This is a genomic window from Allomuricauda sp. CP2A, from assembly GCF_001683915.1.
Classification (GTDB): Bacteria; Bacteroidota; Bacteroidia; order Flavobacteriales; family Flavobacteriaceae; genus Flagellimonas.
Map to the genome: position 1 here is coordinate 1 of NZ_LXTT01000101.1, position 13,127 is coordinate 13,127.

11 protein-coding genes, 1 tRNA gene and 1 pseudogene are annotated in these 13,127 nt (G+C 42.0%); 3 read left to right on the top strand and 10 right to left on the bottom strand.

Features of this window, described 5'->3' with window-relative positions; translation table 11 throughout:
* Window positions 1-220 precede the first annotated feature (220 nt).
* From A7D14_RS11795 to A7D14_RS11810, 5 genes and pseudogenes are all read right to left on the bottom strand, one after another.
* The gene (locus A7D14_RS11795; protein ID WP_067034667.1) at window positions 221-988 is read right to left on the bottom strand and encodes an enoyl-CoA hydratase/isomerase family protein; all 768 of its coding nucleotides are present in this window, start codon (window positions 986-988) and stop codon (window positions 221-223) included.
* 69 nt (window positions 989-1,057) lie between these two features.
* On the bottom strand, window positions 1,058-2,392 hold the full coding sequence (locus A7D14_RS11800; RefSeq protein WP_067034669.1) for an MATE family efflux transporter: 1,335 nt from the start codon (window positions 2,390-2,392) through the stop codon (window positions 1,058-1,060).
* Window positions 2,393-2,404: 12 nt separating this feature from the next.
* Window positions 2,405-2,554: pseudogene (locus tag A7D14_RS20430) on the bottom strand (GNAT family N-acetyltransferase); the annotation flags it as partial.
* Between the two features lie 64 nt (window positions 2,555-2,618).
* Window positions 2,619-3,605: an NAD-dependent epimerase/dehydratase family protein gene (locus A7D14_RS11805; RefSeq protein WP_067034671.1), complete on the bottom strand. Its 987-nt coding sequence runs from the start codon at window positions 3,603-3,605 to the stop codon at window positions 2,619-2,621.
* A 93-nt stretch (window positions 3,606-3,698) separates the two neighbouring features.
* Window positions 3,699-4,199: a GNAT family N-acetyltransferase gene (locus A7D14_RS11810; protein ID WP_067034673.1), complete on the bottom strand. Its 501-nt coding sequence runs from the start codon at window positions 4,197-4,199 to the stop codon at window positions 3,699-3,701.
* Window positions 4,200-4,252: 53 nt separating this feature from the next.
* Here A7D14_RS11810 and A7D14_RS11815 point away from each other — a divergent pair, with 53 nt between their 5' ends.
* Complete coding sequence (locus A7D14_RS11815; RefSeq protein WP_067034676.1) at window positions 4,253-5,050, top strand: universal stress protein; 798 nt, start codon at window positions 4,253-4,255, stop codon at window positions 5,048-5,050.
* A gap of 58 nt (window positions 5,051-5,108) precedes the next feature.
* Window positions 5,109-5,185 (top strand) — tRNA-Ala (locus A7D14_RS11820).
* A 100-nt stretch (window positions 5,186-5,285) separates the two neighbouring features.
* Here the strand turns inward: A7D14_RS11820 and A7D14_RS11825 are convergent.
* Together A7D14_RS11825 and A7D14_RS11830 are read right to left on the bottom strand one after the other, a co-directional pair.
* Complete coding sequence (locus A7D14_RS11825; protein ID WP_067034679.1) at window positions 5,286-5,726, bottom strand: hypothetical protein; 441 nt, start codon at window positions 5,724-5,726, stop codon at window positions 5,286-5,288.
* Window positions 5,727-5,905: 179 nt separating this feature from the next.
* Window positions 5,906-6,829, bottom strand: a complete 924-nt coding sequence (locus A7D14_RS11830) for a HEPN domain-containing protein (protein WP_083158083.1) — start codon at window positions 6,827-6,829, stop codon at window positions 5,906-5,908.
* Window positions 6,830-6,943: 114 nt separating this feature from the next.
* Here A7D14_RS11830 and A7D14_RS11835 point away from each other — a divergent pair, with 114 nt between their 5' ends.
* The gene (locus tag A7D14_RS11835) at window positions 6,944-7,654 is read left to right on the top strand and encodes an SDR family oxidoreductase (RefSeq protein WP_067034682.1); all 711 of its coding nucleotides are present in this window, start codon (window positions 6,944-6,946) and stop codon (window positions 7,652-7,654) included.
* Here the strand turns inward: A7D14_RS11835 and A7D14_RS11840 are convergent, their stop codons facing one another.
* From A7D14_RS11840 to kbl, 3 genes are all read right to left on the bottom strand, one after another.
* The gene (locus A7D14_RS11840; RefSeq protein ID WP_067034685.1) at window positions 7,655-10,387 is read right to left on the bottom strand and encodes a PD-(D/E)XK nuclease family protein; all 2,733 of its coding nucleotides are present in this window, start codon (window positions 10,385-10,387) and stop codon (window positions 7,655-7,657) included. It lies immediately after the preceding gene.
* Between the two features lie 62 nt (window positions 10,388-10,449).
* Window positions 10,450-11,808 (bottom strand): OmpA family protein, encoded by a 1,359-nt coding sequence (locus A7D14_RS11845; RefSeq protein ID WP_067034688.1) that lies wholly within the window; start codon window positions 11,806-11,808, stop codon window positions 10,450-10,452.
* A gap of 123 nt (window positions 11,809-11,931) precedes the next feature.
* A complete protein-coding gene (gene kbl, locus A7D14_RS11850; protein WP_067034690.1) occupies window positions 11,932-13,125 on the bottom strand; it encodes a glycine C-acetyltransferase in 1,194 nt (397 codons plus the stop codon).
* Window positions 13,126-13,127 lie beyond the last annotated feature (2 nt).

Here is a 13,127-nt window from a genome sequence, read left to right on the forward strand (position 1 = left end):
AATATATATTATATATAGTTCCTATTTTTTAAACCGTCTATTGCTTCGTATTCTGTTGACCACATAAACCACGATTACAAAGAGGGCCAGGATCGGGAAAATCAAATCATTCATTGTGTAAATTTTTAAATATCCATAATCATGTTGAATGCTCAAAAGACGTCATGCTGAAACCGGTTCAGAATCAGAGCCATTTTTATGATTGATTGAGAACATTCAACTATTTTTTAAACTTTTCCAGGGCGACCTTGGTTTCTGGGGACAGCGCCAACTTACCAGAAATCTCTGCACGCTGTGCCAGCAACTCGTCCCAATGGTCCGTGCCTTCCCAGAGCACGCGTTTCATTTCGGACAAAGCATTGGGGTTGTAGGAAGCCAGTCGCTGCACATGGAACTCCAACTCTTTATCCATTTCTGATATGGAATCATATACCTTGGCAAACAATCCTTTTTCTTGGGCCCAATACGCATTTTTCCATTCGGTTGGGGCCAAGGCGAGCTCGGCCAAGGCAGCCTTGCCTATTTTTCGTTCCACAGCCGGGGCAATAACAAATGGACCAATACCAATGGAAATCTCCGATAATTTTATGGCGGCATCCACTGTGGCATACACATAGTCACAGGCGGCGGCCAATCCAACACAACCGCCAACGGTCTTGCCTTGAACCCGCCCAATAATTGGTTTGGGATACTTGCGCATGGCATTGATCACATGGGCAAACCCACTGAAAAAGGCTTTACCCTCTTCCAAATTTGAGATGGCCACGAGTTCATCAAAAGAAGCTCCCGCACAGAAAGCACGGTCCCCTTCAGATTTCAACACGATTACAGAAACGGCTTCGTTATCCGAGAGTTTTGCAAATTCGTTGGCCAATCGCTCTAAAAGTTCCGATACAAAAGAATTACTGGCCGGATGACCAAATTCGATGGTTGCCACCTTGTTTTCTATTTTGGTGTATAAACTTCCGTTAGGTCTGTCTGTGGACATTAGTTTCAGTTATGAGTTATGAGTTATGAGTTATGAGTTATGAGTTCATTGTTCATGTGAAATACTAAATTAAGCGTTTTGAACCAAGGGCATGAACTTTTGTCTAAATTTCCAGACCAGGGCAAAGCCGCGGATCATCATCCAGACCACAAAAGCAATCCAAATGGCATAGAAGCCCCACCCTAAAAACTTTCCTAGATATAAGACGGGAATAAAACCCAAAAACGTGGCTGAAAGCAGTACATTCCGCAAATATTTCATTTCGCCCAGTCCTTTGAACAGGCCGTCAAAAATAAAGGCAATGGTGTTCATGGGAAGTCCAAGAATGACAATATAAAAGATGCTGTAAAATGTTTGGAGCACAATTTCCTCATTTGAAAAAATGTGACCAATAGGTCTATAAAAAATAAATCCTGAAAGCATTAATACCAGACTTACCACCATACCATACTTAAAAATGGTTTTGGCCAGCTTCCAAAGTCCATTATAGTCCGATGCCCCCAAAAGTTTTCCGCCCATACTGTTTCCGGCTGCGGCATAGCCATCAATAAAAAATGCGGCAAACAGCCATAGGTTCACGGCAATGGTGTGTGCCCCGATGAACCGATCACCCAAAATGGTGGCCTCTCTGACCGCGAGCATCAAAGCTGCATTGAGGGCAGCAGTACGGACGAACAAATTAAGGCTCATCAAAACCAATCTTTTGATTTCTTTATTGAGTGGAAAAACCAATTTCATACTGATTTCGGTCTTTTTCACCAACAAAATAAGGGCCAAAATAGCCATGATACCCTGAGAGATCAAGCTGGCCCAAGCAGCACCTTCCAAATACATTGGGGACATGAATCCGTCTATTCCGTAAACAAAAATAAAATCCAGAAGGATATTCAGCCCTGCGCCAATCATGGCAATTACCATAGGATAGAAGGTGTTCTGCAAACCTCTAAAAATGCCAAAAATGGCAAAGGTGAACAGCGTTAATGGAAACCCCCAGACCCTAATGGAATAATACGAAACGCAATACTCCAATATTTTTCCTGAGGCTTTAAAGAGTTTAAAAATATCCTCAACAACAAAAATGGTGGACACCAAGATGATAACACTCAAAAGAATATTGAAAAAAATGGCTTGGGCGGGCAGGTTTTTTACTTCATCCAACCTTCCTGCCCCTAAATATTGGGAAATAATGGCGGAAATGGCGCTTCGGGTCTGGCCCAGCACCCAAATGAGCATGGACAGAAAAGACCCCACAATACCGGCAGCGGCCAAAGACTCCAATCCATCCACCGGAATATTGCCCACTATGGCCGTGTCCGTAATGGAGAGAAGGGGTTCTGCAATCCCCGAAATGGTAGCGGGAATCGCAAGCGTATTTATACTTTTAAAATTTACCTGTGTGCTCAAATCGGCGGCAAGTTACAGCACTAATTCATAACAATGAAAAGGATGCTCACTTTGTTTGGGAAAGAAGATATTTCCCAATTTTTGGCAGCCTAGCTGCTCGTAAAATCGTTGGTTTCTGTGGTTTTAAGAGAAGGTGTCGAGCGTAACGCATACAAATCCATGTTCACTCTTAGGAATTTTCTTTAAAAGCAAATTTTCAGGGTTCTTCGCAAACAATTTTTAATAACTAAGTCCTTGCTTTGTATGATTTTAAAATATGATCAATTTTTTTATTGGTTTCCTGATTCACAAACATTCTGTCTTCCGACTCCTGAAACCATTCCAAAGTTCTTTTAATTCCTTTAGCAAATGGAATAGTTGCTTTAAACTCTGGCACAAATGTTTTGATTTTGGTGTTATCGAAAATGACGCTTTCGGTTTTATCACCCAATAAATCACCTGTAAAACTAGGCTCAAGATTACATATAAAATCGGAAGTAATATGCACTGCATTCAGCTCGCAACCTAAACTATCGGCCAAAATTTTATAAATGGAATTCCAGGTTAAAACTTCATCAGACGTGATATGAAACGTATGCCCTATAGCTTGGGTAAGTCCCAACAAGCCAACTAATCCTACAGCAAAATCATCAGCATGTGTGGTAACCCAAACCGAAGTGCCATCACCATGAATAATAATTTCCTGGCCTTTTAAAATTCTGTCTGCCGTGGTATATTCTTTAACCCCACCAATGGCAATAGGAATAATGGTATCGTAAGTAAATGAAGGTCTTACAATGGTAAATGGAAAATCCTGCTCACGGTAGGCTTTCATCAACAATTCTTCACACTTAATTTTATTATTGGAGTACTCCCAAATAGTATTGCAAACGGGTGTAGACTCAGTAATAATGGGATAGCTTAAGGGTGTTTGGTAGCAAGAAGCCGAGCTAATAAAGATGTATTGCTTTGTTTTTCCCTTGAAAAGCTCAATATCCCTTTGCATTTCTTCTGGTGTAAACACAATCCAATTGACCACTGCGTCCCATGTATGTTTACTCAATTCTGATAATGTTTCTGGCTTGTTGATGTCTCCAATAATAGTTTTCACCTTAGGAATTTCAACCCCTGTTAAACCCCTGTTCAAATGGTATAAATCCATCCCTTTTTCAATGGCCCAACGGCTACAAGGGGTGCTAATATTTCCTGTTCCTCCAATAAATAATACTTTCATAATGTTTTGCTTTTATAATGAAACCTCCCAAACCCGAATGGAATACTATGAAATGCTTCTAAAATTTACCTGTATGCTCAAATCGACAGTAAGTTACAGCACTAATTCATAACAATGAAAAGGATGTTCACTTTGTTTGGGAAAGAAAATATCCCCAAGTTTTTGGTAGCCCCGTTGCTCATAAAAATGCTGGTTTCTGTGGTTTTGGGAGAATGTGTCCAAACGGACCGATACAAACCCATGTTCCCGGGAATAGTTTTCAGCAAAATCCATCAGTTGTTGGGCCAATCCTTTGCCCTGATGTGCAGGATCTACCGAAAGGCGATGGATGTAGGTGCTGTTGCCATTGGGCGTTAACCATTTTATGGGGATGTATTCTTCGTCCATGTATGTTGAAATGACAATGGTACCCAAAATGGAGCCGTTTTCTTCGATGACATAGAGTTCATTTCGTTCCACATCCCGGACAAATGCAGCTTCAGACGGGTAGTGCTCGTTCCATTGAAAAATTCCATTTTCCTGCATTTTTGTGGCGCAGGCCTTGGTGATTTTCAGGATATCCTTTATTTCAGATATCTTTGCATGCCTGATCATGGTATCATTTCAATTAAGTTGTAAATTTAGGGTTTAATCTCAATCACCAAATAATGAACAATATACTCGTACCCATTGGAACTTCACCAGATTCTTCAAACACATTGCAATATGCCATAGACTTTGCAGCCAACTTTGGCGCCAAGGTTTTTGTGATGGACGTGTTTTCGGTCACTACCGCGGTAGGGAGCTTGGCCAATGTTGAGGAGAAAGTGGCCAAAAGCAGTAAAGAGCACTTGAAAGAGGTTATTGAAAAGGTGGAGACCAAGGGTGTGGAAATTAAAATGGCCACCTATAACGGCGATATTATTGACGGGCTTAAGGATATCAACAAAGAATTGGGGATAGATTTGATCATCATAGCTCCCAGAAGCAACGATATTCAAGAAGAACTTTATTTGGGGAACACCTCGGGCCGTATCATTAAACAGACCAATATTCCCACGCTGATTGTCCCAAAAGGAACACAGTTTAAGCCCCTAAAAAAGATATTGACGGCTTTTGGCTCTGGAATTTTGAAGCGAAGCAGCATCCTAAATCCTTTGGTAAGCATAAAGAACAAATTTAGGTCGGATATAAGTTTGCTTTTGGTGAAGCGGCCTGGATATTCAGAGGATGATCTTAAAGTGAACACCGCACTCATGGATTTGAGCAAACAACTGACCATTACGGAAAATGCCACTACCTATCTTGGTGTAATGGAACATTTTCAACAAGAACATCCAGATATGTTGTGTGTTTTTAGAAGGAAACGTGGGTTCTTCAAGAAACTGTGGGAAAAAAACACCATACGCAAAGCTGAGTTTTTTGTGCCGATTCCTGTATTGGTATTGAGCGTTAAAAAAGATTAAGGAAACAGCGCAATTTTTGATACTTTCGGAAAAAAGTATTTCCTTTGCGCTCACTTAAGGGGGATTAGCTCAGTTGGCTAGAGCGCTTGCATGGCATGCAAGAGGCCACCGGTTCGAATCCGGTATTCTCCACCAAAAATTGGAAGCACCTCAATAACGAAGTACTTTTTTTATTGCTTCTGTTGTGTTTGCCACAAGATGTAATCTTGCGGTAGCAGAGGGGTGTTTTTTCAATTTATTGAATCCATTTTGAAATCAAATCGACAAATAAAGCTACCATATAAGATGTCAGAATTGTCAAAATAGAGAATTCATTTAGATGTTTTCTCCAATTTAGGCAAATCATAATATAACAAATGATAGGCACAATCATTATAAACTGCATTTCGCCATAAAATGGCCAGTTCATAATTCCATGAATAATGGTTGTGCATGCAAAAAAGCCAATTATTGCACTGAGCCATTTGTTTTTTGTTGCACAATATATCCCGAACGCAAGAGAAGAAACTCCGAATCCAGTAAACCCAATCGTACTTGTAAGGGGATAATTAAGTAGCCCTAAAACATAGCTTACTGAAAGTCCTGCTAAAATCAATTTTAATAAGTTAGGATTGGTTTTTCTATAAAATAAAAGCCCGATTATGACTCCTATACCCAATATGATTTCTTGGATCATACTAATTTTAAACTTTTGGAGGTTGATTATTCAAGATTGAGAATCTTTTCCGTATCCTTATAAATTTATCACTTTTTGTAGGAAGCAGGGCTTTCCGTCAACCTGAACAGGTTTCAGGTTCCCATAAATATTTCTGACCAAATGCAGAAGATGCTGAAATGAATTCAGCATGACGTTTTTTAGCACTCCCCAATCTCTTTAATTTTTTCCAGGCAGATGGTTTCGGTCAACTGTTGTAGCTCCGCCACTTGGGCGGACAAATACTCCAAATCACCTTTGGTGATGTAGTACTCCTCCATTTTATAGCGGGCATCTATATAAGCACGCTTCAACAGCTCAAAAAGGCGTTTTTCTTCTTCGGTCTGGGTGGGGAAGACGGCAAAACGCTTGTCGCACATGGCCACTTTTATTCCGAGGGTCTCCAGATTATGGTCTTTGGGGCGGTAGTCCGTGAACACCAATAATATGGTGGTGTAGTAGCGCTCCGTAGCTTGGTGGAGTTGAAAGGCCGCTTCACTATAAATCTCTTTTGATAGTGCCTGTTCAAATAAATAATAGAAATTATTCGCACTCGTAAACCACTGGTCAAAATGGTCTTGTGCCTTGTGTTGGCTCTCTTGGGGGGTCAGGAGTTTGGGCGTGGCCAGTTTGAACTTTTCGGAATCGTACAGCACAACCCCCTCTTTTTTAATGTCCTTAAAAAAGTAATTGCCCAGTCGTAGGGCTTGGTTCAGGTGTTTTATACCGTGGAAGATAAGGTTCACGGGGGTCCGCACTTGGCCCGTGGCGGTGAGCTCGGCCTTTACCTTGTCCTCTATGCGGAATTTTTGTTGCAGATCCTCATGGGTGAGCACCACAAGGAGGTCATAGTCGCTCCGGTATTCGTAGGTGATGCCCTTTTCCACATAGTTGTCCTCTACCCAGTCGCCACGGGCGTAGCTGCCAAAAAGCAGTACCATTTCCACTTCTTTAAAAGTGGAGAGTAGCGTGGTCAATAGGCCCAGTTCTTTTTGCTTTGACTGGGGCAGATGGTCTAAATATTTGTTCACCCATGCAAAGTAAGAAATTATTTGACTACGAATCTTGGTAATGTCCAGCCACATGATTCATGGTTTTAGTTGGATTGGGATTCATCCCAAACTTTACCATCCTTTTAGGATGGTTTTTTTGTTTTTGGTCAATTCCTTTTTGAACTTTAGGGAATAAAACAAACTATAATGAATTTAGAAGGAAAAGTAGCATACATCACAGGAGGAACCAAGGGCATAGGATATGGCATCGCCGAATGTCTATTAAAAGAGGGCATGAAAGTGGCCATCAGCGGAAGAAGCCAAGAAGGGGTAGATTGGGCCGTAAAAAACCTCGGCGATGGTGAACGTGTTTTAGGTATAATTTCGGATGTTACAAAGTTAAAGGACGAGATAGCGGCCGTAGATAAGATTCTGGCGACTTGGGGGCAGCTGGATATGGTCATGGCCAATGCCGGTGTTGGAATTTTTGAGCCCGTGGATGAAATGAGTGAAAAGACATGGCGCCAAATGATCGACACCAATCTTAACGGAGTGTTCCACACCCTAAAAGCCTCTGTTGAGGCCTTGAAAAAATCTGAAGGCTATTATATGACCCTCGCAAGTTTGGCCGGGACCAACTTTTTTCCTGGAGGTGCCGGATATAATGCCACCAAATTTGGTGTTGTAGGGTTTACCCAAGCGGCCATGCTGGACCTTAGAAAACACAACATCAAAACAACCACGATCATGCCCGGTTCAGTGGCGAGTCATTTTAACAACAATGAGCCTTCGGATGATGACGCATGGAAAATTCAGCCCGAGGACATTGGTAAATTGGTCGTTGATCTGCTTACCATGCACCCACGGACCTTGCCAAGTAAGATAGAGGTGCGGCCCACACGACCAGATTTGAAATAATCAGACCGCTTTTTCGGTTAAGGGGAGAGAGGAGTTACAGATTTCCAAGATGAGTTGTTTTAGGTATGTCTCAAAAGTGGACAAAACTTCGGCATCAATAAGGGGATTGTTATTATCCTGAGAAAAGGAAAACAATCCCTTTCCTAAATTTTTAAAGGAATAGATTCCGGCAAGAACGGAATTGGTGTCGTGTTTTTTGGAATACAACAGCGCGTAGCACAACAACTGAAAAGCTTTACTTTTGTCGTAGTTGGTGATGAGTTCTTCCCAATCGGTGAGTTTTACGTTCTTGGGTTCCACCTTTCCTGTTTTGTAATCAATGATTCTCGTAGTGCCATCAAATTCATCAACCCGATCTAGGGTTCCCTTCAGTTTTACGAGGAAATCCAACTCTGGAATGTTGAGTGGAACGTCATATTTCTCTTCCAAGGCCAACAATTTGATGGTATGGCGTTGGAGTTGACGTATTTCAATGTCAATAAAATTCTCCAAGTACTTTACAATGACATTAAAGACCAGCAGGAATTTCCCCTTTGAAATATCCACCCCGGATAAATTCTTTTGAAAATGATGTTCTACCACAGTCGGAATTTTGGATTTTAATCCCGTAACACTTTCTTTGGAGAGCGTGGTTCCAACAAGAGGGGTATACAGCTCCTCCAAGCTATCATGGACAATGGTGCCAAAGGTGTTGGCGGCGATGTTTTCCTCCACCTCATCCAAATCATTGATTTTAAGGATGTTTCTGGTGTAAAAATCTATTGGATTCCGCACATAATTGGTCAACGAGGTAGGAGAGAACCCACTATGGGCAAAGGCAATGATATCATCCAGCAGCAATGGATCCTTAGTTATTTCCAAAGGCTGGGCTGGTGTAATGTTGGCCTGTGGCGCAGCAATTGAGTGTGTAACGAACGGTGCCATGTTGTCATCGGTCAACAGTTGGGAGATGAGCCTGCTTTTTTCGCCGCCTTCCAACACATCGGGCTCGGTGTTATAGATGATGTACACATTTTTTGCCCGCTGCATCAGTCTATAGAAATAATAGATGTAGATGGCGTCCTTTTCTTTGTAGGTGGGCAGGCCGTAATCCCGTTTTACATCAAAAGGGATGAAAGAATTGTTCATTTTTCCGGAAGGCAGGATGCCTTCATTCACCGATGTGATGATGACCGTTTCAAAATCCAGGTTCCTGCTTTCCAACATCCCCATGATTTGAAGTCCGGTCAGGGGTTCCCCGATAAAATCCAAAGTTTCCATGGCGGCCAACTGTTTGAACAGATTTTTGATGGATTTGAGCTCACTGATGAAATCCACATGGCCCAAATATTCCTTCAATTGGTTGAACAGGATGTAAAACCTATAGATCTGCTCCAGTTCCAAGGCATTTTTCTCCTGCTGATAGATGCTTTTCAATCGGTCAATGAGAAGGAGGCAATTATCTATCCATTGCAATACTGAAATGCGTTCTTTTGGAAAGATAATTTCCAACACCTCATTTGCATCGGCGTATGTATTGAGGACATCACTATTGATGTACAACCTATTCTGTTCTTTGATCTCCTTGGCCAGCATTGGGGCAAAATCTACTTTACTTGAAGCCGAAAGGGTTAGACAGTATGGGTTTGCGATAAGTTCCAAAACATATTTGTAGAACCACCCCCGTTCCGAAGTATTGGCGTTAAGCTCTAAGTGTGCCATGAAAAAGGAGTACAAAACGGTTTTGTTCAAGGGCAGCCCCATGGTAATGTTCACGGCATTGATGGACGGGGGTACGGCTTGGAGCATGGGTGAGAGCAGGGATTCATCGGCCAGGACAACAGCTGTTTTTGAAAAATCAATAGAAGTATTGGAATTCAGCTCATTCAACAATTGCCCCACATATTTGGTCTGTGAGATGCTTTTGGGAACGCCAGTAATTGAAATTTTTTTTGGTGATAAAAAATTACTTTGTGGATTTAACGATGTCTTGTTCTTGTAATAGGGCCAGTTGCGTTGATACCCCCTGATAAAAAGACCTGCATCATGGATGGGGTCATTGAGAAAATACGAATCTATGTCCCAATAGATTTGCCCATTGCCCTGCTCAAGAAAATGCTGTACAATTTTTGACTCGGCAGAAGTCAAAGCATTAAAACCAACAAAAATAATGGGATTGGTTTTGTGATTTTTGGAACAGTCATCCAAATGGGAAACCGCGACCTTGGCCATGAGACCTTGATAACCTCGCTTTTGTTTTTTCAGTACCCCAGTGAAAGTGTTATAAATAACCTCCAATTTGTTCCAAAGCTGAAGGTAGTTTTGGACCAATTCCGTTTTGTCTTTTTTTACGGACCAGTGGTTGATTTCCTTTATGGCGGAGAGGTAATTAAGAAGGTCATGGGCCGGAATAAGGTATCCGTCCATCTCATTAAAGTCCTGTAAAAGGGTTTGCCCCCATTTAAGGAAGGAGGGAAAATCATCTGGCTCGTCCATTTGGGCATCTTTGTAGACTTCATAAAGAACCAACAGCAGGTCTAGATTGGAGGTTTGCTCCATACCAGAGATATCTGCAATGAAATCTTGAATAGAATGTATTTTGGGGCTAAAAATGTTATGGGCGAGTGTGCTGGCCAGATGCTTTTTCAGAAAGGTTCCGGAACGCTTGCTCGGAAGGATAAAGGTACATTCGGAAAAATCCGTGCCTTTATCAAGGAGGTCGCCCAGTACATGTTCTAGAAAACTTTGATGCATGGATTAAAAATAAAAAAGGCCCCGCATTTGCGGAGCCTTTTTAAAGAAAACTTTGTTTCTTATTATTTTATCAAGTTGATTTCAACTCGTCTGTTCTGGGCTCTACCAGCTCTTGTATTGTTAGTGGCGATTGGCTTAGCCTCACCATATCCAATAGCTGTTAGTCTGTCAGAAGCAATTCCCTTATCAATCAAGAAGGTTCTTACAGAGTTAGCTCTTTCTTCAGAAAGTTTTTGGTTCAAGCTTTCGCTACCTACACTGTCAGTATGACCTTCAACGGTAAACTTAGCATTAGGATACTCGTTCAAGATTTGGATAATGTCAACCATTACAGAAGTAGATTCTGCTTTGATAGAAGATTTACCAGTATCGAACAAGATAGTTCTAGCATAGTCGTTCAATTGTTTTTGAACTTCTTCAGTTACTTCTGGGCAACCGTTGTTGGCTACAGTACCAGCAACATCTGGACACTGATCGTCTTTGTCTAGAACTCCGTCACCATCAGTATCAGGCCATGGGCATCCGTTGTTGGCAGCAGGACCTGCTTCGTTAGGACATTCATCATCTTTGTCAGCAACACCGTCACCGTCAGCATCAGGACAACCAGCTAGAGCAGGAAGACCAGCAGTGCTAGGACAAGCGTCATCTTTATCGGCAACACCGTCACCGTCTGAATCAGGACAACCGTTCATTTCTTTGGAACCAGCTTCGTTAGGACAAGCATCTTTAGAATCTTCGATACCATCACCGTCTGCATCTGGACAACCGTTGAAAGCTTCCAAACCAGCAACTTCTGGACAAGCATCGTCTTTGTCATAGATACCATCACCGTCAGTGTCAGTACCACCAAATTTGATGCTAAGACCTGCTAGGTGTTGGAAATGCTTAACCAAATAGTCCTCAAAAGCGTGCTTGTATTGGGTCTGCAAGGTAAGACCGATGTTTTCGGAAAACCAGATGTTAAGACCAATACCTCCATTAACTGTACCAGCACCAATTTCATCAACCCAAGTGTAACCACCACCAATCTCAGCAAATGGGTCAATTGTTGTGTTTTTTAGGAAGTTGTACTTAATGGTACCATCAACAGCGTAGTGAGAAAGGTCGTCTACAGAAGCTTCACCAATTTTCTCGATTCTGTTCAAGGAACCACGTGCACCTATGGAGAATCCATCACCAATGTACTTGGAAACGCCTACATAGGAAACAGAAGGCAAGATGTTCCAGTGGTCAGACACATTAAAGTACTCATCAAACAATGTTGTACTTGAAAATGGGTTATTCTCGTCATTGGTTGGATATGCATCAATTGCATTCACCCCAAAACTAATCTGCCATGGATTATTCTCGTCTTGCGCTTGTATGCTGTTGATCCCTACAAATACCAGGGCAACAACCAATAATTTGCTAAGATGTTTCATGCTCAAAATTTTAAGTTTAAGTGTTTATCAGCAGCAAATGTAAGTTGTTAAGACTTATTAACAAAATCTAACATTCTTTTTTTTTGACTCATTTACCAGAAGAATTGTTGCATTTCAACGATTTTAGACGATTTTCAACGACTTTCCTACCTTAATAAAGGCATTTATTGCATGGTCAAGGTGCTGTTTCTCATGGGCTGCGGACAATTGAACACGAATTCTGGCCTTGCCTTTTGGAACCACAGGATAGAAGAATCCAATGACATAAATACCTTCATCCAACAGCATATCTGCCATCTTTTGGGAGAGTTTGGCATCGTATAGCATAACAGGTACAATGGCGGAATCGCCATCAATAATGTCAAACCCCGCTTCTTTCATGCCTTTTTTGAAGTATTCCGTGTTGTTTTGGAGCTTATCACGTAGTGAGGTGTCTTTATCCAACATCTCAAAAACCTTAATGGAGGCTCCAACTATGGCAGGCGCCAAGGAATTGGAGAACAGATAAGGCCGGGATCGTTGCCGAAGCATCTCAATAATCTCCTTTTTACCGGTGGTATAACCTCCCATGGCACCGCCCAAGGCTTTGCCCAAGGTTCCGGTAATGATATCGATGCGGTCCATGACCCCTTTTTCTTCCAAGGTTCCACGGCCTGTTTCTCCTATAAAACCTGCGGCATGGCATTCATCAATCATCACCATGGCATCGTATGTATCTGCCAAATCACAGATTTTGTCCAATGGCGCCAAAAGCCCATCCATGGAAAAGACACCGTCGGTAACAATAATTTTAAACCGGGCACCATCTTTTATGCTCTGTTTCAACTGTTCTTCCAAATCGGCCATATCGCTATTGGCATATCGGTATCGCTTGGCCTTGCAGAGGCGGACCCCATCAATAATGGAGGCATGGTTCAACGAATCAGAGATAATGGCATCCTCGGCGGTCAAGAGGGGCTCAAAAACCCCTCCATTGGCATCAAAGGCGGCGGCATATAGGATGGTGTCCTCCGTGCCATAAAAATCGGCGATTTTTTGTTCCAGCTCTTTATGGATATCTTGCGTACCGCAAATGAACCTTACGGATGACATTCCAAAACCATGGGTGTCCATGACATCTTTAGCCGCTTGGATCACATCTGGATGGGAGGAAAGCCCCAAATAGTTGTTCGCGCAAAAATTGATGACCTCCTCTCCTGTGGAAATTTTTATGACCGCTCCCTGGGGCGATGTTATAATGCGTTCTTTCTTAAAAAGCCCTGCTTCTTTAATGCCTTCCAGCTCTTGGGCCAAGTGTTCTTTTATTTTTCCGGACATAG